This is a genomic window from Nocardioides luteus, from assembly GCF_000960475.2.
Lineage (GTDB): Bacteria > Actinomycetota > Actinomycetes > Propionibacteriales > Nocardioidaceae > Nocardioides > Nocardioides luteus_A.
This window is the reverse complement of the sequence record NZ_JZDQ02000035.1, coordinates 1-22,654: the sequence shown is the minus strand read 5'-3', so window position 1 is coordinate 22,654 and position 22,654 is coordinate 1. Positions and strand designations below refer to the sequence as shown.

Genomic DNA, 22,654 nt, shown 5'->3' with positions numbered 1-22,654 from the left:
TTCTCTCCTACCACGTTACGTTCTTCGTCAGGATGGGACGCCCAGAGGTCTGGCAGGTCACCGTGAACGGGGTGTTGGCGCCGACCCAGCCCCGACCGCTGCCGGAGCCGGAGCCGCCGTTTCCGATCGTCACGTTCCAGCGCGACGTGGTGGCGCTGGTGCGGCACTCCCAGGTCTTGCCCGTGAAGGCGGGGTCGGTGATCGTGGACCCGACGTACCAGCAGGTGCCACCGCACTGCGTCTCCGGCTGCGGGCAGGCGCTGCCGGAGCACTCGCCGGCCTTGTTCACCTGCATCGTCGGGTCCGGCGGCGGGTCGGTGCGGGCACTGTCTGATGCGGACTTGGCGGCCCTCGACGGGGAGCTGTCGCTGATCGTCACCGTGTAGGTGTAGCTGGTGTCCCAGTTCGGCGCATCGTCGGTGCCGGACGCGTTGGCGGCACCCGTGCCGGTCGGGTCGATGCGGTGGATCACGGTGCTGCCGCGCTTGACCACGACCGTCGCCGCGTTGCCGTTCGGGTCGTAGCTCACGTTCCAGCGGATCTTGGTGCCGCCGGCCGAGCTGACCGAGATCGACGGCTGGCCCAGCGGACCATAGGTGGTCACCGACTTCGTCGACCAGGCACCGCAGGCCGTCCCGGCACCGGTGCCGCCCGAGGAGCCGTTGCACGACCGGAGCTGGACGTTGGTGGGCGTGCCGTTGGAGAAGCCCGAGATCGTCTTGGTCTGCTGACCTGCGCCCTCGGGCGGGTAGGTCCACGACCCGCAGGAGGACCCGTTGCGCACACACTCGACGATGTTGGTCTTCCCGTGGGAGGCCCGCGGCGTGAAGACGATCTCCGCCTGACCGTTCGTCCCGGTCGGAGTCGCGCTCGCGAAGGAGACCGCGTCGGGCGTCGCGGCCGCCTCGACCTTGCCGCCCGCGGAGTAGCTGGAGACGTGCGTGTCCGGCGAGCCGCCGGCGGTGGTCTCGCGCGGCGAGGTCGCCTCGGCGTTGCGGGCCCTGACGGCGTAGGTGTAGATCGTGCCGTCGTTGGCGACGTCGTCGCGGCAGCTCGTCTCGGTCACCCAGGAGCAGACGATCTTCTCGCCGTCACCGCCGGTGCGGCGTACCTCGTAGGTGACCGGCGCGGGGCCGTTGGCCGCGACCGGGCTCCACGAGACGGTCACCGCCTTGCCGGAGTTGTTGGCCGTGTTGGCCCACTCGAAGGTCGGCGTGGCCGGGGTGTCCGGCTTGCCGGCGCCCATTCCCTCGACCGTCGACGTCGGGCCCTTGTTGGTCTTGACGCCCTTGTCGTTGAGCGGCACGACGGTGAACTGGATCGGGTCGCCGTTGGAGCTGACGGCCGCCGGATAGGTGGTCTGACCTGCGGAGATGTCCTTGATGCCACCGCCCGGCCAGCTGATCCGGTACTTCTGCACGTCCGAGCAGTCGCACGCCGCCGGCGGCGCCCAGCTCAGCTCGACCTTGTGGTCACGCTGGCGGGTGACGCGGAGGTTCTGCACCGGACCGGTGTAGGCGTCGGGTTCACCCTCGGCCGAGTTGCTCCACTCGCGGCTCGGGCCGACGGAGTTCACCGCACGCACCCGGAAGTCGTAGACGGTGCCGTTCTTCAGCCCGGTGATCCGGCACGAGGTCGACGGGCAGTCCTGGACGTGGTCGCCGTTGGCCTCGACCTCGTAGCGCTGGATCGGGTCGTCGCCGTTGTCCTTCGGCGCGTTCCACGACAGCGCGACCACGTTGGAGAGGAAGTCCGAGGTCGTACGCAGCCCCGTCGGCGCGCCGGGGACGTCGATGACGTCCACCTCGATGACCCCGGTGGCCTTCACCCGCTTGGAGTCCTTGCCGGAGTCGCTGACCTCGATCGCGTAGCGGTAGTGGCCGTGCCCCTCCTCGGGGGTGTTGAAGGTGATCTTCGAGCCGCTGGCCTTGCCCATGTCGGGCGAGTCACCGTCCACCGGGTCGAGCTTGGTGATCACGATCTCCTGCGACTCCGACGGCACCGGTGTCTGCAGATAGTCGGCCATGTCGATCGAGACCGTCTTCCCGGCCTCGGTCTGCAGCGGTTTGATCGGCGAGAGCGACGGCGCCGGCAACGCGATCACGGTGACCAGGAGCTGGCCGGTCGCGTCGGTGCCCTCGACCCCGATCTGCAGCGCGCCCTGGGCGCCGGCGTCGGCGTGCTCGGCGGTGAGGCGCAGGCCGCCGTCCTCGGGCTTGACCTCGACCCCGTCGAGCCCGTCGCCGACCTCGGCGGTGAAGTCGAGGTCGTCGGCGTCGGCCGGGTCGGCGGTCCAGACGTGGCAGATGGCGGCGATGTCGACCAGCGCACCGTTGCCGCTCTCCGGGACCTCGACCGGGGTGCTCGGACAGTTGATCTCCGGCTCCTCCTTGCCGATCTGGACCGGCAGCGAGATCACCGAGAGGTGGGCGTCGGCGGAGGTGATCTTCTCGCGGTCGGCGACCTCGAAGGTCAGGGTCGCGGGACCCTTGGTCTCACCGGCGGTGACCTTGACGGTCGTCGCGGTGGTGTCGCCGGTGTTGAGCATGCCCTCGGGCGCGGCCACGATCTTGTCGGTGGTGGTCAGCACCACCGGGTCGCCCTCGGGGTCCTCGACGTAGTCGGTGATGTCGATGTTCTTCGTCTCGCCGGGGTTGAGCTGGAGCTCGGAGCCCGGCTTCAGGTAGGGAGTGTCCTTGGGGCGGGCCGGGACGTAGATCGAGCCGACCGCCTGGGCGCCGTCGGGGTCGGTGACCCGGTAGGTCCACACCCGGGTGGTCTCGCCGACCGGCAGCGTGACCTTGCCGTCGTCGATCTTCGGCTTCGACTCGTCCTCGCCGACCGACGGACCCTCGACGGCGTCGACGGTGAGGTCCTCGAGCGCGTCGTCGATGTCGGTCACCTTGGTCATCACGTCGACGGTGGTGGTCGAGGAGTCGCCCTCCGGGTGGGCGACCACGATCCCGGCCATCGGCGGGTTGTCGTAGCCCTCCTGGTAGCGGATCGCGAGCTCACCGGTGTCCTCGTGGAGACCCGTGGTGGCACGGTAGGCGATGTGCTGGAACGGCTCCTCGGCGCCGCCCTCGACCGTGATGATGCCGTCGGAGCGCTGCTTGACGCCGGTGCCCTCGGCCGCGTCGGTCGAGGCCAGGTGCAGCTCGGTCCCCGGCGTACGCAGGTCGTTGGCGAGCACGTCGTAGGTCAGCTTCTTGGCGGGATCGAGCGTGACCAGGTCGTCGACGGCGACCGGGCGCTGGGGCGCACCGGGCGCGACGACGGCGATCCGCACGGTGCCGGTCGCGACGGCGCCGAAGGGGTCGCTGACCTCGTAGGTGAACTCGTCGGTGCCGGCGGCGTTGGGGAAGGCCTGATAGGTGATCGTGTTGGCACCGTGGGCCAGGACGCGGCCGAAGGAGGGCGCGCTGTTGATCCGGGTCACCGAGACCGAGTCGCCGTCAGGGTCGGTGCCGACCGTCGGCAGCCGCAGCGTGACCTCGTCGCCCTGGACGACCCGCGACTCCAGCGCCTTCGGGGCCGGCGCGGAGTTGTCGGCCTTCTTCTTCGGCAGCGGCTTGACGTGGATGCGGATGTTGCCGGAGGAGTGCTCCGCGGAGGGGTCGCCGGTGTTCTGGACGACGTAGCGGACATCGACGTCGACCGGACCCTTCACGTCGTCGGGGGCGACGTAGCGGACCCGGTTGCCGTCGATGTAGGCCTCGCCGACCGTCGGCTGGCCCAGCACCTGCAGCTGTCCCTTGGTCTCGATGGTCTGGTCGACGACCAGGCCGACCGGGTCACCCGACGGCGTCGAGTCGTTGTCGAGGACCGGGATCGAGACGGAGTCGGCGGCCCTCACGGTGGCCTCGTCGTCGACCACCTCGGGGGCGTTCTCGGCGCCCCGCAGCGCCGGCCGCTGGCTCACCGTCACCGATCCCTCGGCCTCGGCGGCGCCGTTGCTGATCGTGTAGCGGATCGCCTGCGTGGCCGGATCCATGTCGGGCTTCGACGCCTGGATCCGCAGCCAGCGGCCGTCGAGCACCGCGACGGTCAGATCGCTGTCGCCGACCGGCTCGGCATGGGTCACGGCCAGGAGCCGGCCACGGGAGTCGTAGTCGTTGGCGAGGACGTCGAGGGTGCGGGTCGAGGTGCCGAGGACGGCGGTCGTGTCCGGGGTCGCGATCGGCTCGTCCGCCGCCTGGGAGGCGGGCTTGACGTCGACCCGGATCTTCGCGGAGGCGGGCTTCGCCGCCCCGAAGCCGGCGCTGTAGCTGAGCTGGTAGGTGCCCGGCGAGCTGCCCCGGGCCCGCACCACGCCGGTCTCCCGGTCGGTGCTCACCTCGAGGCCGCCCTTGGGCGGGACGTCACCGGCGAGGGTGAGGCTGGCGTCGAGGTTGGACGGGTCGGCACCTGGGATGTCGTTGTCGAGCGGACGGATCGTCACCCAGGAACCCTGGGTGCCCTCGGCAACGTCGTCCTTCGGCTCCGGGGAGGCGGTGTTGGCCCCGGCGACGATGTTGATCCGCACCTTGTCCTTCGACGGCTTCCCGCCGGTGGTGACCTGGTAGCCGAGGCTCTCGTTCCCGGTGGCGTCCGTGGCCGCGGTGTAGCGGATCAGGCCGTCCGGGGTCACGCTCGCCTTGCCCTTGGACGCGGTCGGGGACTGCGCGGTGACCGGGTCGCCGTAGCGCTCGTCGCGCCAGTCGCCGACCACCGGGATCTCCACGGTGCCGCCGGCGGCGACGGTGTAGTCGGTCGGCGTGTAGTGCTCACGCAGCGTCGGCTTGCCCGTGCCGCCGGAGCCCTCGATCGCGAGCTGCACGCTGGCGTCGTCCTGGCCCGCCTTGCCCTTGAGCCCGTCGTCGACCGTGTATTTGAAGCTGGTCTTCTTGCCCTCGGCCCCATCGGGGGTGGTCACCAGGATCGACTGCCGGTCGGGGGCGATGGTGGTCTGGACGCCCTTCATCGATGCCTTGCCGACCGAGACCACGCTCAGGATCGAGTCCTTGGCCGAGGAGTCGTTGTCGAGGACGTGCAGGACCGTCGTACGCCCGGCGCGGGCGCCGAGCTGGTCGTCCTTGGCCTTCGGCGCCTGAGCGGCCTTGGTCTGCTGCTGCTGCTTGTCCTTCTTCTGGTTCTGCTTCTGGGTCTGCGGCTGGAACGCCTCCCAGTTGGAGATCTTCTTGACGTCGGCGCCGTCGATCTCCCACACATCGCCGTTGCGCAGGTCGTTGAGCACCAGCTGGCCGCGGTTGACCCGGAACTCCAGCTCGGCGGCCGGGCCGAGCGTCGGGATCTCACCCAGCACCGGCTCACCCTCGCCGCACTGGGTCACCACCGAGCCGGTGGACCCGTTGGCCCAGGCGCCGAAGATGCAGTCACCGAGCCGGACGGGGGCCGCCGGGTCACCGGCGGACTCGGCGACGTGGCGGATCTCGCCGTTGCCGAGGGAGACGGCCTTGAGGCCCGTGGCGTCGCCGACGAGCACCTCCTTGGCCTTCACGGAGGGCTGCTGGAGGACGGCGCTCTCCGCGGTCTCACCGAAGTCTGCCGCCACGTCGGAGCCCTTGGAGGCGCCGAGCAGCCACCCGGCCTCGTCGAGGGTGATGACGTGGTCGCCGACGACGGTGGCGGAGGTCGGGGTCTCCGCGTACTCCGGAGCCTTCGGGAGCTCGGTCTCGGCAGGGTCGGCGAACCGCTCACCGTCCGGCGCGAACGCGGTCAGTGTGCGCTTGGCGGCCGAGACGGCGTACGCGGTCCCGTCGGTGCCGATGGTGAGCACCGCGTCCGCGCCGACCGTGTCGGTGGGCTTCGCGGAGCCGGAGAGGTCGGAGAGATCGCCGACGCCGGTGGTGGGGTCGACGGAGGTGAGCCAGACCTTGCCGGTCTTCTGCTCGGCGACACCGATGGTGTTGCCGCCCATCACCACCCGGCTGTCCTTCACCGTCACCGCGTCGTCGTCGAGACCCTCGGCGAGCTTGGTGTTGACCGGTGTCACGGTGCGGGCGTCACGGTCGACGGAGGCCACCGCGATGCCGTTCTGCACCACGTCGAGGCCGGCGCGCTCGGACCTGGAGCCGGTCTCGTTGCCGGCCCAGACGACGCCGTCGAGCTGGGCCACCGGACGGTTCTGCCGGCCCAGGGTGCCCCAGGACTGGTTGGTCACCCAGATGCCGCCGTCGTCGAGGTCGGCCTTGTGCACGGGGTAGCCGGTCGACTGGATCGCGTAGACGGTCAAACCGCCCGCAACCACGGCAAGAGCGGCCCAGGACGCGATGGAGGTCCGATGACGCCGCATCCAACCGGGCGCCATCCCGAAACGTGCCACCAAGACTCTCCCCAAGTCCTTCCGTGCAAATGGCCAGCCGACACATGGGCCGGGCTTACTCTAAGCGGGCGTCGGGATTGAAGCCACACGAATGAGCCAAACGTGGCACACGGCTCAGTGAACACGCTCACGGATACCGTACGTGATGTTCTAAAGTGTCCGCTTCCAGCGTCACTATTTCGCATCCTGACCGGGATGTCCGATAAAAGGAAACCGCATGACCGCATACCCAGCCCTGCGTGCCGCGGGGGCGACTGATGTCGGCCGGGTCCGCGAGGTGAACGAGGACTCGTTCGTCATGCTGCCCGCGGTGGCCGTCGTCGCCGACGGGATGGGCGGTCATGCCAGTGGTGACGTCGCCAGCGCGCTCGCGGTGGAGACCTTCCAGAGTCGCTTCGCGACCATCTGCCCGGTTCCCGAGGACATCATCGATGCCGTTCACGCCGCCAACGCCGCGATCACGGCCGAGGCGCGGCGCAGCTCCGAGAAGCAGGGCATGGGCACGACCCTGACCGGGGTGGCTCTCGTCGAGTCGGAGGGCGCGCCCCACTGGCTGGTGTTCAACGTCGGCGACTCGCGCGTCTACCGGCTCTCGCCGACCGGCGTGACGCAGGTGACCATCGACCACTCCGAGGTCGCCGCGATGGTCGAGGCGGGGATGATCACCTCCGCGGAGGCCCGCGTCCACCCGCTGCGCAACGTCATCACCCGCTCGCTCGGCACCTTCCCGGGGCCCGAGGCCGACACCTGGCTGATGGCCGTGTCGCCCGAGGACATGTTCCTGCTCTGCTCCGACGGCCTCACCGGCGAGCTCGAGGACCACGAGATCCATGAGATCGCCTCCAAGACGCTCAGCGTGGGCGGCAGCATCGACAACCTGGCCCAGAGGCTGGTGGACGCCGCGGTCGCTTCGGGCGGGCGCGACAATGTCACTGTGGTACTCGTGACGCCCCCACCCTCGCTCTTCACCGCCCCGTCGGAAGTCGACGCCTCCTCGACCCATGAGTGATACCGCTACCTACTGTGTTGGGCACTGGCTCGCGTTGAAGGGCGACCGGTGCTGGGCTCTGGTGCAGCTCGGACCGGGTGACCCCCGGGTCACCGGTGTCCAGGCCGCGCTGTCCGACCCCCACCCGGTCGACGCGATCGCCGGGCTGCTCTCCGCCGACGGCCCCCGAGCCCCCGGCTTCGCGCTGGTCGGGCGCGAGGGCCCGCGGGTGCGCTACGCCGTGCGCTCCCCTGCCAAGGTGACCGCGGTCGTCAACGAGGTGCCGGTCTTCATCGACGGCATCGACGTCTCCGGCAAGTGGGCCGACGGCCACTTCGCCGCCGTCCCCGAGCGGGCCGAGCTCGCCAACGGCTCCTGGGGCGGGATGGAGGAGGACCAGCCGCTGATCGACACCGCCCACGCGCGTTCGCTGGACGTCGTCTTCGACCCCCACTACTACGCGCAGGTGCAGGTCGACTCGACCATGGCACCGCCGCTGGACCACACCATCCGGCGCTCGGACCTGGCTGCCTCGCCGCCGCCCGGGATGCCGCCTGCCGCGCGGCCTCCGGCGATGCCGAGCACGCCGTCGTTCCAGAGCCCTCCGCCGGCTGCGGCGCCGCCGCCGTCCTCGCCTGCCCCGGAGGCCAAGAAGGGCATCATCGACGGGCTTCCGTGGCGCAAGAAGGGCGCCAAGAAGCCCGACCCGAACGCGTGGGGTCCGCCGGAGCGACAGTCTTCGCCACCGCCGGCGATGCCGCCCGCCTCGCCGCCCGTTGCGCCGCCGCCCCCGATGCCCGCGCCTGCGCCGATGCCTGCGCCTGCGCCGATCCCACCGCCGGTCCCGACGCCGGTTCCTACGCCGGTTCCGACGCCGCCCAACGACATGGCGACCCGGGTCCGTGACGTCGCGACGCCGACCCCGGTGCCACCCGCGGGCGGGCCCACGGTGTGGGCGGTCTACTGCCCGCAGGGCCACGCGTCCCCGCCCTACTCCCCGACCTGCCGCATCTGCCGGATGGCGCTGCCGCCCCACCAACAGCCGGTCTCGGTCCCGCGCCCCGCGCTCGGTCAGCTCAAGCTGGGCGACGGCCGGGTCGTCATCCTGGACCGGGGTGCGGTCTTCGGGCGGTCGCCGCGGGCCGATGCCAGCGGCAACACGGGGGCTGGTGGCGTACCTCCGCATCTGGTGAAGGTGATGCTGCCGGACATCAGCCGGCTGCACACCGAGGTGCGCCTGGAGGAGTGGCAGGTGCTCGTCCGCGACCTCGGCTCCGCCAACGGGTCCTACCTAACCCTGCCCGGCGGGCGCCCGCAGCAGATGCGGCCGATGGAGGAGTACGCCCTGGAGCCCGGCTCCGTGGTCAGCCTCGCCGGCTCGATCAACCTGACCTACGAGGTTCTCGGGTGAACGACACACCACACCCCGAGCTCGGCCCCGAGCTTCCGGGGATGACCTGCCTGGGCCGGCTCGGCTCGGGCGGGTTCGCCGACGTCTACCTCTACGAGCGTCATCACCCGAAGGTCCGGGTCGCGGTGAAGCTGATGCGCTCCTCCGACCTGGCCGAGGCGCAGCGGGCGCAGTTCGCCGCGGAGGCGGCGGTGATGGCCGAGCTGGCCGAGCACCCGTTCATCGTGCCCGTCCACAGTGCCGGCGAGACGCCGGACGGCCGCCCCTACCTGGTGATGGGCTACTACCCCAACGCCGACCTCGGTGCCCGCGTACGCAACAACCCGATGAAGGTGCAGGACGCGCTGCGCTTCGGCATCCAGATGGCCTCGGCCGTCGAGACCGCGCACCGCGCCGGGATCATCCACCGCGACATCAAGCCCTCCAACATCCTGCTCTCCCGCTACGACGTGCCCGGCCTGGCCGACTTCGGCATCGCCGGCCGTCCGCGCGACGACGAGGGCGACATCGGGGTCTCGCTGCCGTGGTCACCGCCCGAGGTCCTGACGTCGGCGTCCAACGGCTCCGTCGCCTCCGACGTCTACTCGCTGGCCGCCACCGTCTGGCACCTGCTCGTCGGCCGCTCGCCGTTCGCGGAGCGGGGCAACAACTCCGACCGCGCCGTCTTCTCCCGCATCCTGCACACGGCTCCCCCGGCGACCGGGCGCCCGGATGTGCCGCCGTCGCTGGACCGGGTGCTGCAGCAGGCGATGGCGAAGGACCCGGCCTACCGGCCGCGGACGGCTCTCGACCTGGCCCGCCACTTCCAGCGGATCGAGCAGGAGCTGCGGCTCGGCCGCACCGAGGTGCAGGTCCTCGACCGCGATGCCGGTGGCAGCGGATCCGTTCCCGTCGTCCCCGCGGTCCCCGCCTCGCCCGGTGACGGCCCGCCCACCGGTTCGGGACGCAGGAACCTGCCGAGCATGCCGAGCGACCCGGAGGCCGAGCTGGTCACCGAGGTCAAGCCGCCCTCGCAGGTCATCGCCCAGCCCCCGCCGCCGGTCCACGCGGCTCCGTTCCCCGACGCCGCCTCGGCCTCGGCCGAGCGCACCCGGTTCAGCTACCCGCGCGCGGAGGAGGGCCCGTCGGTCCTCACCGGCGCGCCCCCGACCGAGTCGCGGAGCAAGACCCCGGCGATCATCGGCGTCGTCGTCCTCTTCCTCATCGCCGCCGCCATCGGCATCGTGCTCTCCCGCGGCAGCAAGGACGAGAAGCCCGACGAGGTCCCGCCCCCGCCCGTCGAGACCGATCTCCCCGGCGTCACCGGCCCCGCCGCCCCAGGCAAGGTCAAGGGCACGCTCAAGGGCAACCGCGCCATCTTCACCTGGTCCGGCGTACCCGGAGCCACCGGCTACAAGTGGGTCGGCGACAACTCCACCAGCGGCAACGTGAGCCAGCCCAAGGCGGTCGTACGCCTCGAGGGAGCCACCAAGGTCTGCATCCAGGTCCGCTCCCTCGGCGAGAACGGCGACCTCTCCCAGGGCGCAGCCCAGGCCTGCGTCAGCAAGTAGCCCGCCACAGGCGATACTGGGCACATGCCGAACATCCCTGCGCCGACCACCCCGGTGGCCACGTCAGCGAAGCTGGCGGACGGACGTGAGATCTGGTTCTTCGACGAGCAGCCGACGCTGCGGTCGGTGCACGACGAGCGGCCGCTGGAGCCGCGGGCGGGCGGGTCCCAGCTGCGCTGGGACCGGCTGACCGCAACCTGGACGGCGGTGGCGGGGCACCGGCAGACGCGGACGTTCAAGCCGCCGTCGGACGAGTGCCCGCTGTGCCCGTCGGTCGACGGGCGGCTCACCGAGATCCCGGCGGAGAGCTACGACGTGGTGTCCTTCGAGAACCGGTTCCCGGCGCTGTCGACCGTCGCGGTCGGCGAGACGACCGGGGAGCCGTTCGTCTCCCAGCCGGGTTACGGCCGCTGCGAGGTGGTGTGCTTCACCAGCGACCACGAGCAGAGCTTCGTCGACCTTCCGCCCGAGCGGGTGCGGACGGTGCTGACAGCGCTCGCGCACCGCACCGAGGAGCTGACGGCGATGCCGGGGGTGGCGTACGTCTTCTGCTTCGAGAACCGCGGCGAGGAGATCGGGGTGACCCTGCAGCATCCCCACGGGCAGATCTACGCGATGCCGGTGCTGCCGCCGCGGATCGAGTCCCTCGCCAACGCCGCCGACGCCCATCGGGAGGCGACCGGCGAGTGCCTGCAGTGCGCGGTGCTGGCCGACGAGATCGCCGACGGGTCGCGGGTGGTGACCGAGAACAGGTCGTTCGTGGCGTACGTGCCCTACGCCGGCCGCTGGCCCTACGAGATCCGCGTCGTGCCGCGGCGCCACGTCGGCTCGCTGCCGGGTCTGACGCCTGCGGAGATGGGCGACCTCGCCGCGCTCTACCAGGAGTGCCTGGGGCGGATGGACGGGCTCGACGACGCCGGCCCGGTTCCCTACATCGCCGGCTGGCAGCAGGCCCCGACCGGCCGCGAGAACACCTGGCACATGGCCACCGAGATCTTCACCATCCGGCGGGCGCCGGGGCGGTTGAAGTACCTGGCCGGCATCGAGTCCGGAGTCGCTCTCTGGGTCAACGACATCCCGCCGGAGACCGCCGCCGAACGGCTCCGCGAGGCTCTCTAGAGCCCCTGCCAGTCCGGCTTCCCCCCGTAGACCTCGCGGTAGTAGTCGCGGCGTACGAGGCGGGAGGCCGCGGCCTCGTCCAGCAGGACGGAGACGTGGTCGTGGAGCTGGAGGACCGAGGCGGGACAGGTCGCCGAGACCGGGCCCTCGACCGCGGCGGCGACCGCCTCGGCCTTGCCCTCGCCGGTGGCGAGGAGCAGCAGGTGGCCGGCGCGGGTGATGGTGCCGAGCCCCTGGGTGAGTACGTGGTGCGGCACCGCGTCGGGAGAGCCGAAGAAGCGCGCGTTGTCCTTCCGCGTCCGGGCGGTGAGCGTCTTGATCCGGGTTAGCGAGGCCAGCGACGAGCCGGGCTCGTTGAAGGCCAGGTGGCCGTCGGAGCCGATGCCGAGGATCTGCACCTCGATCCCGCCGGCGGCCACGATCGCCGCCTCGTAGCGCTCCCCCGCCGTCGCCAGCGTCTCCTCGGTCGGGTCGGGCCCGTGGACCCGCTCCGGCGGGATGCCGATCGCGTCGGTGAACTCCCGCCGGATGGTCGCCAGATAGGACTGCTCGTGCCCGGCGGGGAGGCCGACGTACTCGTCCAGGTTGAACGTCTCCACACCGTCGTAGGACGGCCCGCGGCCGTCGCGTGCACGCCGGATGAGCTCCTCGTACGTCGCCAGCGGCGTCGAGCCGGTGGCCAGCCCGAGCACCGCGGGGGTGCCGGCGGCCGCCCGGCGGCGTACGACGTCTTCGATGGTGTCCGCGGCGAGGGAGGCCACCTCGGCGGCGGAGTCGAGGACAACTACTTCCATGTCAGTCCTTGGTCGAGGTGATCGTCGGGGTGATCGTCGGGGTGGCCGACGTGATCGGGGTGATCAGGGCGGCACCGATGGCGGCGACGGGGGCGGCCGAGACCACCCGCAGGCGCGAGGCGAGCTCGAGGGACGCGAGGAACGGCGAGGTCTCGGCCTGCCTGGTGAGCGCGACCGCGACCGCCTCCCGCAACGGCTCGCCGACCGCCGCGACGCCTCCGCCGATGACGACACGTTCGGGGTCGACGGCGAGCGCGAGGGCGCGTACGGCGGCGGCGACGCCGTTGGCGAACCGGTCGCGGACCTCGACGGCTGCCGGGTCGCCCGCGGCCGCTGCCGCGAAGAGCGCTGCGGCGGGATGGCCGGTGGCCGTGGGCCAGGCCGCCGCGAGCGCGGCACCGGAGGCGACCAGCTCGAGGCAGCCGCGCTGCCCGCACCCGCACACCGGGCCCTCCGGGTCGACCGGGAGGTGGCCGACCTCCCCGGCGGCGCCGTGGAAGCCCCGGCGGAGCGCACCGCTGAGGTAGAGACCGGCGGCCAGGCCGGTGCCGAGCGAGAGGTAGATCAGGTCGTCGACGTCCTCGACGGCGTGGGCACCGAGGGTGGCCGCGTTGGTGTCGTTCTCGAGGGTGACGACCGCTCCGGTCCGGGCACCGAGGAGCTCGGCGAGCGGGAAGGCGTCGCCGTCCAGGCCCAGGTTGACCGCGTGCTTCACGGTGCCGGCGCGGGTGTCGACGATGCCGGGGATGCCGACCCCGATCGAGCCGATCTCCCCGCCGTCGAGTGCCTCACGCAGGCTCGCGACCACCGCGGCCGCGCTCTTCACGACGCCCTCGCCACCGAGGGTGGTGGCGGCACGCTCCTCGGCCAGCACCTCCCCGTCCGGCCCGATCGCGATGCCGTGGATCTTGGTGCCGCCGATGTCCAGGCCGACCCGTGCGCCGTTCATCGGCCCCAGCCCGATCGTCTGAGCACCTCGGTGACGGCCGCGACGCCCGGGAGGGAGAAGCCCTGCGGACACAGCCGTGGCACCCCCGTCCCGTCGTACGCCCCGGGCCACCCCCACTCCACCAGCACCGCGGCGCCGTGGAGCTCTGCGACGGTCCGGCCGACCTCGGGACGCCGGTGGGCGTCGCGTACCTGCACGATGAGGGGTGCGTCGGGGAGCTCCGGGAGCGGGTCTCCGGGGCGGACGACGACGTCCGGGGGCAGCCCCCAGGGCACGTCGCCCACGGCGATGTTGGCCGCGGTGTCGACGGTGACGACCTTCGCACCGGCCAGGTCCGGGAGGTCGGTGAGGTCGCTGGCCGTGGCGAGCGCCCGGCGAGCGCCCTCGACCAAGTGCGCCTCGAACCGCGGATCGAGGGCGGCCTCGGGCCGCTGCCGGGCTGCGGTGAGGTCGGCGAGCAGCCTGTCGACGCGCGCGACCGCGTCCTGGAGCCGCTCCAGCGGCAGCTCTCCGGACTCGACCGCGGCGACGATCGCCGCGGCGACCTCGCGGACCAGCGACGTGGGCTTGTCGGGCCCGAGGAGGAGCAGGTCGGCACCCGCCCTGAGCGAGAGCACCGCCGCCGCCGGGATGCCCCGGCTCGCCGACGCACCGGCCATGTCGAGGGCGTCGGAGACGATGGGGCCTTCGTAGCCCAGCTCGCGCAACAGCCCGAGCACCGGCGCCGAGAGCGTGCCGGGCAGCTCGGGGTCGATCGCCGGCACCACGATGTGGGAGGTCATCACCGAGGCGGCTCCGGCCTCGGCGGCCGCCAGGAACGGGACCAGCTCGCGCTCACGCAGGGTCTCCATCGTGGCCTCGAGGACCGGAAGGGCGACGTGGCTGTCCTGGCCGGTGTCGCCGTGACCCGGGAAGTGCTTGACGCAGGCCGCGACGCCGGCCGACTCCAGGCCGCGCACCCACGCGGCCACATGCTTGGCGGCCACGCCGGCGTCGTGGGAGAACGAGCGGGTCGCGATCACCGGGTTGTCGGGGTTGGAGTTCACGTCCGCGACGGGGGCCAGGTCGAGGTTGATGCCGGCCCGCGCCAGCCGCAGGCCGATGGCACGCCCGGTCTCCTCGGTCAGTGCCAGGTCGTCGGCCGCTCCGAGGGCCGCGGCGCCGAGCACCGAGGACCCGGTGAGCGCCTCCAGCCGGGTGACGTCGCCGCCCTCCTCGTCGATGGTGATCACCGGGGTCCAGCCACCCTCGGCGGAGGCTGCCCGGATCTCGGCCGACAGGCTGCGTACGGACTCCTCGCCGGCCTCCGTGTTGGGGCCGAAGAGACAGATCCCGCCCATGCCCTCGCGGAGCAGCTCGGCGTAGCCGGCCGGCAGGGTGGGGCCGGCGAAGGCGGAGACCTGGACGCGCAGCGCCAGCGTCTCGACGGCGGTAGGCGAGGGCATCACGAGACCCCCAGCTCACCGGCGAGGACGAGCACCGCGGCGCCGACGATGACGACGTCCTCGCCGAGCGTCGACGTACGGAACTCCAGCGGCTCGCCGCTGACCGGCATCGTCCGCTCGCGGATGATCCGGTCGGCGGTCTCGCGCAGCGTCCCGTCGAGCAGATCGGCCGGCCCGGAGAGGACCAGCTCGTGAAGGTTGAGGGTTCCGACCACAGGCGCCAATGCCTTTCCCAGGTGTTCTCCGGCTTCCACGAGCGCGTCGTCGTGGTCCGTCTCGAGGCGTTCGCGCAGGCGCGGCACCGCGAGGAAGGTCTCCAGGCAGCCCTTGCGGCCGCAGGCGCACAGCGGGCCCTCGGGGTCGACGGTCACGTGCCCGACCTCACCGGCCGCGTCGACGAACCCGTGCAGCAGCGCCCCCTCGAGGACGAGCCCCGCACCGACACCGGTCCCGACCCGCACGAGCATCAGGCCGCCGTCGCCCGACTGACCGAAGGTGTACTCCCCCAGCACGGCCGTGTTGGCGTCGTTGGCGACGTACGTCGGTCGGCCGGTCTCGCGCCGCACCTGCTCGGCCAGGGTGACGTCGGTCCAGCCCAGGTTGGGGGCGGCGACCACGGTGCCGTCGGCGGCGACCACACCGGGGCTGCCGATCCCGATGCCGAGGATCGGCCGGTCGGTGCTCGCGATCAGCTCGGTGACCAGCTCCTTCACGAGGCGTACGGCGGCGGCGCCGGTGCGGCCCTCCCGGCACCGGGTGGTGCGGTGGACGACGTCGCCGGTCAGGTTGAGCACGGCCCCGGCGACCTGGTCGTCGCCGGAGACGTCGACGGCCACGATGTGGGTGGCGTCGGCGGCGAGACCGACCAGCATCGGCGGCTTCCCCACCCGGCTCTCGACCGGTGCGCCGAGCTCCTCGACGAGGCCGTCCTCGAGGAGACTGCCGACCAGATCGGAGACCGTCGCCCGCGTCAGACCGGAGGCCCGGGCCAGGTCGGCACGGCTGGCAGGCCCCACCGCGAAGAGGTGCTGGAGCACCAGCGAACGGTGATGACGCCGCGCATCCTCCTGCAGCAATTTCCCGATCGGCCGCAACGTTCGCCGTCTCGCCTTGGACATGTTTGTTAGTCCATCGTACTTATTAATGATGCGTCAAGTCGACACGGCGAATTCGCCCAGCCCGCGAGCAGAAAATGGCACATCGAGGATCAGATGATGGCCGCGAGCTGAGCGCGGGTCGGGACATACGGCTGGATCCGGAGAGCCATGTGGGCCTCCTCGGGCGTGCGATTGCCCTTGCGGCCGTTGCACTTGCCGCACGCCGCCACGGTGTTCATCCACGTCCATCTACCGCCGCGTGACTGTGGCAGCAGGTGGTCGATGGTGCGGGCCTGGCCGCCGCAGTAGGCACAACGATGCTGGTCGCGCTTGAGCACTCCCTCGCGGGAGTAGCCGGCCGGGCGATACATCCAATGCATGGCGATGTAGCGGACCAGCCGCACCGCCTTGGGCCATGGATGAGGCCCGATCATCTTGTCGCCCTGTTGCTCGTGAACCACCGCCACCTCACGGAAGAGCATCCGCACGGCGTGCTTGAACGAGACCCGTCCGAGCGGCTCGAAGGAGGCGTTATAGAGGGTCACGGCGCCCATGGTCGTGGTCATATTCGGTTACCTCCCAGGAGAGTCGGATAGAGATCGCGTGATGGTCGGACAGAAACAAAAAGGGCCGCCCCGACGAGACAGACATGTCTCGCAGGAGCGGCCCGGAGTGATCCGGTGCGGCTATGCACCCAGGTCACTGTCGGCTCCCGCGGGCATGAGGGTCGCGCTCGTGCGCAGCGGTCAGCGACCACGCCGCCGGGGCGGTGGTCGAGTGCTGCGTGCTCATGCGTGGGTCCTTCAAGTGGTCAGGTCGATTTGGCCCGGTGGGTAGACCGGGTACTACCAGGATAGAGCGAACACGCTCCACCTACCAACGGTTTTCCCAGGTCAGGCGCGTGTCTTTCCGGTTAACTACGCCCGACGTACGCCGTTTGATGCCGTTAGCGCGGCCCGGCTCGTCTCTCGGAGTCGCGGGATCAGTGCCTCGCCGACCCGGGCGACCTCGGTCCGGTAGGGCGTGTCCGAGAGGACGAAGTGGCTCACGCCGAGCTCCTGGTAGCGAGCGAGCGCGGCGGCGACATCGTCCGCCGAGCCGACCAGCCAGGTGGTGCCGGCGCCGCCACCGCCGTAGCGTCCCGGGGCGGTGTAGAGGCAGTCGTCGAGCACGTCGCCGCGGTCGGCGAGGTCGAGGAGCCGGCTCTGCCCGACCGCCGCCCGGGCCGTGCGCCGGAACTCGCGGTCGCCGACGTTGTCGGCCATCCGGCGCACCTTCTCCTCGGCGTCGCGCCAGGCCTCCTCGCGGGTGTCACGGATCAGCGTGGTGATCCTCAGCCCGAACTCGAGCGGCTCCAGGTCGCGGCCCAGCGACTCCTGCAGCCCGCGCAGGCGCTCGATCCGCTCGGCGATGCCGTCCAGCGGCTCACCCCAGAAGAGCTGCACGTCCGCCTCGGTCGCGGCCACCGCCTCCGCCTCCGGGGAGGCGCCGCCGAAGTACAGCCGGGGGTGCGGGCGGCCGTCGGTGGCGTACGGGCGTGGGGTGATCGTCGAGTCGGCGACCTGGAAGTGGTCGCCGTCGAAGGTGACGTTCTCCTCGGTCCACAGCCGCCGCACCAGCCGCATGAACTCCTTGGTCCGCGCGTAGCGGGCAGCACGGGAGTCCTCACGATCGCCGTACGCGGCCAGGTCGTCCTGCCCGGAGACGATGTTGACCCGCACCCGGCCGCGGCTGAGCTGGTCGAGGGTCGCGGCCGAGGTGGCGAAGTTGGCCGGACGCCAGTAGCCCGGCCGGATCGCGACGAGCGGCTCGAAGGTCGTGGTCCGCGCGGCCAGGGCCGTCGCGACGGTGAAGGTGTCGGGCCTCCCCCAGCTGGTGCCGAGCAGGGCACCGGCCCAGCCGGCGTTCTCGACCGCCTCGGCCAGGCCGACCTGGTAGTCGAGCGTGCCGTAACCCTCTTCTGCCGACGCGGTGTCGCCACGGTGGCCGGTCTCGACGAAGTTGGGGAGGTACCAGAGGAACTCAGGGACGTGGGGCATTCCGGACTCCTTCATGAGGTCTAGGTCGTCAATGTTAATTGTCTTTATGGACTATTACTGGATGTGTCCATGGGCGGACAGAGGCTCAGCCAATGAGCCAACTCGGGGTATGGTCCCGGCATGGGCCTGACCTCTGCCGAGCTGATCGATCTCGTCCTCGACGCCGGGACATGGACGTCCTGGGACACGCCGCCGTCATATGCCGCGATCCCCGAGGCGTACGCCGCCGACCTGGCTCGCGCGCGCGAGCGCGCGGGCACGGATGAGTCGGTGGTCACCGGCGAGGCCCGGATCGCCGGTCGCCGGGTGGCCGTGGTGCTCTCCGAGTTCCGGTTCCTCGCCGGCTCGATCGGGCGCGCGTCGGCCGAGCGGCTGATCGCGGCCGTGGAGCGCGCCACGCGCGAGGGGCTGCCGCTGCTCGCCGGGCCGGCCTCGGGCGGCACCCGGATGCAGGAGGGCACGCCCGCGTTCGTGCAGATGGTGCGTATCGCCGAGGCGGTCACCCGCCACAAGGCGGCCGGTCTCCCCTACCTCGTCTACCTGCGCCACCCCACCACCGGCGGCGTGATGGCCTCCTGGGGATCGTTGGGTCACGTCACCGTCGCCGAGCCGGGCGCGCTCCTGGGGTTCCTCGGGCCGAAGGTCTACGAGGTGCTCAACGGCCGCCCCTTCCCCGCCGGCGTCCAGGTCTCGGAGAACCTCTTCGCCCACGGCCTCGTCGACGGCGTCGTACCTCCCGACGAGCTCGCCGGCCTCGTCGACCGAGTGCTCACCATCCTCGACCTCCGCCCCGAGAAGTCGCCCCGGTCGGCCGAGACGTCGCTCGCGTCGGCCGAGAGGTCACCGGGTGACGCTTCGGCCGACGCGAGTGACGCTTCGGCCGACGGGGGCGACTTCTCGGCGGTCGACACCTGGGACGCGATCACGCGGTCCCGGCGCGCCGACCGGCCGGGGGCGCGAGCGCTGCTCCGGATCGCGGCCTCGGACGTCGTACCCCTCAACGGCACCGGACAGGGCGAGCGCGATCCCGGCCTGATCATCGCGCTGGCGCGGTTCGGGTCGGCGCCGTGCCTGGTGCTGGCGCAGGATCGGCGCGAACAGGCTCACCAGCCACTCGGACCGGAGGGGCTGCGCGAGGCGCAGCGCGGAATGAAGCTCGCTGCCGGCCTCGGGCTCCCCGTCGTCACCGTCATTGACACCCCCGGCGCCGCCCTCTCCCCCGAGGCCGAGAACGGCGGCATCGCCGGCGAGATCGCGCGTACGTTGGGAACGCTCGTCAACGTCGAGACCCCGACGCTCAGCCTGATGCTGGGCGAGGGCAACGGCGGCGGCGCGCTCGCCTTCCTCCCCGCCGACCGGGTGGTCGCGGCGCAGCACGCCTGGCTCTCCCCGCTCCCGCCCGAGGGCGCGAGCGCGATCGTGCACGGCGACTCCGACCACGCCGCCGAGATGGCCGAGGCCCAACGGGTCCTCGCCGTCGACCTCCGGCAGATCGGCGTGGTCGACCGGATCGTCGCCGAGTCCCCCGACGCCGCCGACGAGCCCGAGACCTTCTGCCGCCGCGTCGGCGCGGTCCTGGAGGACGAGCTGCTGGCCCTGCTCGCCTCTGGACCCGGCGAACCGACGGCTCGGGCAGCTCGCTACGCGGGCTGAGGCGCGGAGGACCTGCTACCCCCGCATCGGTATTACCCCCTTGCACTCCGACTGAACACGTGTTTAGCATTGAACATGCGTTCAGCCTCAGCCGACCCCACCACCCGCGAGCGGATCCGCGACGCCGCGGTGCTGCGGTTCGCGCGGGACGGCTTCGGCGCCTCGGTCCGTTCGATCGCGACCGACGCGGGGGTCAGTCCGGCCCTGGTGATCCACCACTTCGGCTCGAAGGACGAGCTCCACGCCGAGTGCGACGAGGCGGTGCTCGCCGAGATCCGCAAGGCCAAGAACGAGTCGATCGACGAGCTGGCCGCGGGGCAGAGCATCCTGCACCGGTTCGCGGCGGCCGACGAGTACGCACCGATGCTCGGCTATGTGCTGCGCTCCCTGCAGAACGGCGGGCCGGTCGGCCAGACCTTCATCGAGCAGATGATCGAGGACGCGGTCGGCTACACCAAGCACGGTGTCGAGGCGGGCCTGGTCAAACCCAGCCGTGACGAGCCGGCACGGGCGCGCTACCTGGTGCTGTCCGCCCTCGGCATGCTCATGCTCGAGATCACGCTCAGGCCTCCCGAGGACCCGGCCGACCTCGGCGCCATCGTCCGAGACTTCCTGACGACCAGCTACTTCCCGATGATCGAGCTCTACACCCAGGGCTTCTTCACCACCCGGCGCATGCTCGACGAATACCTGCTCTACGTCCCGGACCCGCCGCAGGACACCGCGACGGAGCCCGCATCGGATTGATGCCCCGCCCCGTCGGCGTACGTCCTCATCCGTCTTCAACGTGGAAATGAGATCTTCATGGCAGAGAACGTCCCCGCGATCGAGGTCGCGGGTCTCATCAAGCAGTTCGGCAAGTTCCGTGCGCTCGACGAGCTCGACCTGGTCGTGCAGCCCGGCGAGGTGCACGGCTTCCTCGGCCCCAACGGCGCCGGCAAGTCCACCACGATCCGGGCCCTGCTCGGCCTGCTGCGGGTCAACGGCGGCAGCGCCCGGGTCTTCGGGCTGGACCCCTGGGCCGACTCGGTCACGATCCACAAGCGCCTGGCGTACGTCCCGGGAGACGTCGCCCTGTGGCCCAACCTCTCCGGCGGCGAGACCATCGACCTGCTGCTGCGGCTTCGCGACGTGGACCCGAAGGACACCCGTCGCGCCGAGCTCCTGGAGCGCTTCCAGCTCGACCCGACCAAGAAGGGCCGCGCCTACTCGAAGGGCAACCGGCAGAAGGTCGCCCTCGTCGCCGCCTTCGCCGCGGACCCCGACCTGCTGATCCTCGACGAGCCCACCTCGGGCCTGGACCCGCTGATGGAGCAGATCTTCAACGAGTGCGTCGCCGAGCACAAGGAGCGCGGCGCCACCGTGCTGCTCTCCAGCCACATCCTCTCCGAGGTCGAGCGACTGGCCGACCGGGTGACGATCATCCGCGCCGGCCAGGCGGTCGAGACCGGCACCCTGGAGTCGCTCCGCCACCTGCGGCGCTCGAAGGTGACGGCGCAGGTCAGCGGCACCCTCCCGGAGCTCGCCGGCCCCGGCATCCACGACGTGAAGGTCGAGGACCAGACCATCACGTGCGCCGTCGACCCCGAGGGCCTCCCGGCCGTTCTCACCGCCCTCACCGCCGCCGGCGTGCGCTCCCTCACCTCCACCCCGCCGAGCCTCGAGGAGCTCTTCCTCGACGCCTACCGCACCGAGGGAGCAGCACGATGAGTGCGTACGCAGGCACCGCACTGCTCACCCGCACGGCCCTGCGCCGTGACCGGGTCATCATCCCGGTGTGGGTGGCCGTCCTGACCCTGATGGTCTATGCGTCCGCCGTGGGGACCGAGTCGATCTACAGCTCCGAGGCGGAGCGGGTGCACACGGCCGAGGGGCTCAACGCCAGCGGCGCGACCGTTGCGCTCTACGGCCCGATCCTCGACGTCCACAGCCTCGGCGAGCTGGCGATGACGAAGATGACCGTCCTCTACGCGATCTTCGTCGCCGTCCTCCTCGTGGTCCTCGTACGCCGCCACACCCGCGTCGAGGAGGAGAGCGGCCGGCTCGAGCTGGTGGGCGGCACCGCGGTGGGCGCCGAGGCGCCCACCGCGTCGGCCCTGGTCGAGGCCACCGGGGTCTCGCTCCTGGTCGGCGTCCTCGCGGCGCTCGCCTCGATCGGTGGCGGGCTGCCCGCGACCGGGTCCATCGTCTTCGGCGCGACCTGGACGGGCATCGGCCTGGTGGCGACCGGCATCACCGCGGTGACCTCGCAGCTCTCCGCGAGCGCGCGGACGTGCGCCTCGCTGACCGCCGGCGCGATCGGCGTCCTCTACATCCTTCGCGCCATCGGCGACACCTCGGTGTCCTGGCTCTCCTGGCTGACGCCGTTCGGATGGAACACCCAGATCCGCGCCTGGTCCGAGCCGCGCTGGTGGATGCTGCTCCTCTACGTCGGCCTGGCGGTCGTGCTCGTCGGCGTCGCCCGTGTCCTGCACGGTCGCCGCGACCTCGGCTCGGGGATGATCGCAGCAAGGCCCGGGCCCGCCGTCGGCTCGCCCCGCCTGGCGGATGCGCTCGCCCTCTGCGTACGTCTGAACTCCTCGGCGCTGATCACCTGGTCGATCGCGATCGCGGCGATGGGCGCGGTCTTCGGCGCGATCGTGCCGGGCTTCGGTGACCTGCTGGACAGCGACAGCGCCCAGGAGATGCTGCAGCGGCTCGGCGGCGAGGGTGCGATGGCCGACACCATGGTCGCGGCCGTCCTCTCGATCGTGGCGATCGTGATCACCTTCTTCGCGATCTCGGTCATCTCCCACGCCGGCTCGGACGAGTCCGACGGGCGTGCCGAGACGGTGCTCGCCACCGCGACCTCCCGGTCCCGCTGGTACTGGTCGGCCGTGCTGGTCGCCTTCGCCGGCGCCCTGTGGCTGCTTTTCCTGGCCGGGCTGTTCATGTGGATCGGCTTCGGGGCGGCGGGCTCGGCCGACGGCTCGCATCCCGACCAGATCGTGCCCGCGGCCCTGGCCTGGACACCGGCGGTCTGGTTGACCTCGGCTCTCGCTGCCGGCCTGCTGGCGCTCCGCCGCTCGAGCCTCGGCTACGCCCTCCCCGCGCTCTGCCTCGTGATCACCCTCGTCGGCGAGCTCCTCGAGGCGCCCGGCTGGTTCCTCGGCATCTCGCCCTACTCGCATGTCCCGCAGATGCCCAACGAGTCGTTCGCGTGGGCCCCCGAGCTCACCCTGACCGCCCTCACCGCGGCTGTGCTCCTGGGCGCCTGGGGTTGGTTCCGCACCCGCGACATCGGC

The 22,654-nt window shown here is 71.6% G+C and carries 15 protein-coding genes; 8 read left to right on the top strand and 7 right to left on the bottom strand.

Annotation, left to right across the window (positions count from 1 at the left end; translation table 11 throughout):
* Positions 1-7: 7 nt before the first annotated feature.
* Positions 8-6,325 (bottom strand): Ig-like domain-containing protein, encoded by a 6,318-nt coding sequence (locus tag UG56_RS21675; protein WP_143055144.1) that lies wholly within the window; start codon positions 6,323-6,325, stop codon positions 8-10.
* A gap of 217 nt (positions 6,326-6,542) precedes the next feature.
* Here UG56_RS21675 and UG56_RS21670 point away from each other — a divergent pair, with 217 nt between their 5' ends.
* From UG56_RS21670 to galT, 4 genes are read left to right on the top strand one after another with little or no spacing between them, the layout of a single operon-like run.
* A complete protein-coding gene (locus UG56_RS21670; protein ID WP_045551359.1) occupies positions 6,543-7,334 on the top strand; it encodes a PP2C family protein-serine/threonine phosphatase in 792 nt (263 codons plus the stop codon).
* Complete coding sequence (locus UG56_RS21665) at positions 7,327-8,724, top strand: FHA domain-containing protein (protein ID WP_084101406.1); 1,398 nt, start codon at positions 7,327-7,329, stop codon at positions 8,722-8,724. Before UG56_RS21670 ends, UG56_RS21665 begins: the two co-directional genes overlap by 8 nt.
* The gene (locus UG56_RS21660; protein WP_052694239.1) at positions 8,721-10,274 is read left to right on the top strand and encodes a serine/threonine-protein kinase; all 1,554 of its coding nucleotides are present in this window, start codon (positions 8,721-8,723) and stop codon (positions 10,272-10,274) included. The genes UG56_RS21665 and UG56_RS21660 overlap by 4 nt, the downstream gene beginning before the upstream one ends.
* A 24-nt stretch (positions 10,275-10,298) precedes the next feature.
* Positions 10,299-11,393 carry a galactose-1-phosphate uridylyltransferase gene (galT, locus tag UG56_RS21655; protein ID WP_045551919.1) on the top strand — a complete coding sequence of 365 codons (1,095 nt, stop codon included), beginning with the start codon at positions 10,299-10,301 and terminating at the stop codon, positions 11,391-11,393.
* Here galT and nagB read toward each other — a convergent pair.
* The 6 genes from nagB to UG56_RS21625 form a co-directional block, all read right to left on the bottom strand.
* Positions 11,390-12,187 (bottom strand): glucosamine-6-phosphate deaminase, encoded by a 798-nt coding sequence (gene nagB / locus UG56_RS21650; RefSeq protein WP_045551918.1) that lies wholly within the window; start codon positions 12,185-12,187, stop codon positions 11,390-11,392. The two genes, galT and nagB, sit on opposite strands and share 4 nt — an antisense overlap.
* A gap of 1 nt (position 12,188) precedes the next feature.
* Positions 12,189-13,136, bottom strand: a complete 948-nt coding sequence (locus UG56_RS21645; RefSeq protein WP_071327246.1) for an ROK family protein — start codon at positions 13,134-13,136, stop codon at positions 12,189-12,191.
* Entirely contained in the window at positions 13,133-14,581 is a 1,449-nt protein-coding gene (locus tag UG56_RS21640) for a glycoside hydrolase family 3 N-terminal domain-containing protein (protein WP_052694207.1), read from the bottom strand. Before UG56_RS21640 ends, UG56_RS21645 begins: the two co-directional genes overlap by 4 nt.
* Entirely contained in the window at positions 14,581-15,699 is a 1,119-nt protein-coding gene (locus UG56_RS21635) for an ROK family transcriptional regulator (RefSeq protein ID WP_045551753.1), read from the bottom strand. Before UG56_RS21635 ends, UG56_RS21640 begins: the two co-directional genes overlap by 1 nt.
* Before the next feature lie 89 nt (positions 15,700-15,788).
* Positions 15,789-16,244 (bottom strand): HNH endonuclease, encoded by a 456-nt coding sequence (locus UG56_RS21630; RefSeq protein ID WP_256206819.1) that lies wholly within the window; start codon positions 16,242-16,244, stop codon positions 15,789-15,791.
* A gap of 351 nt (positions 16,245-16,595) precedes the next feature.
* The gene (locus tag UG56_RS21625; RefSeq protein ID WP_256206818.1) at positions 16,596-17,717 is read right to left on the bottom strand and encodes an LLM class flavin-dependent oxidoreductase; all 1,122 of its coding nucleotides are present in this window, start codon (positions 17,715-17,717) and stop codon (positions 16,596-16,598) included.
* A 120-nt stretch (positions 17,718-17,837) separates the two neighbouring features.
* Here UG56_RS21625 and UG56_RS21620 point away from each other — a divergent pair, with 120 nt between their 5' ends.
* The 4 genes from UG56_RS21620 to UG56_RS21605 form a co-directional block, all read left to right on the top strand.
* Complete coding sequence (locus UG56_RS21620) at positions 17,838-19,370, top strand: carboxyl transferase domain-containing protein (RefSeq protein WP_071327245.1); 1,533 nt, start codon at positions 17,838-17,840, stop codon at positions 19,368-19,370.
* Between the two features lie 75 nt (positions 19,371-19,445).
* Positions 19,446-20,117 carry a TetR/AcrR family transcriptional regulator gene (locus tag UG56_RS21615; RefSeq protein ID WP_045547419.1) on the top strand — a complete coding sequence of 224 codons (672 nt, stop codon included), beginning with the start codon at positions 19,446-19,448 and terminating at the stop codon, positions 20,115-20,117.
* Between the two features lie 57 nt (positions 20,118-20,174).
* Positions 20,175-21,080: an ABC transporter ATP-binding protein gene (locus UG56_RS21610; protein WP_045547420.1), complete on the top strand. Its 906-nt coding sequence runs from the start codon at positions 20,175-20,177 to the stop codon at positions 21,078-21,080.
* Positions 21,077-22,654 (top strand): ABC transporter permease (locus tag UG56_RS21605; protein WP_045547421.1); only part of this gene is annotated, 1,578 nt, incomplete at its 3' end. The genes UG56_RS21610 and UG56_RS21605, both read left to right, overlap by 4 nt.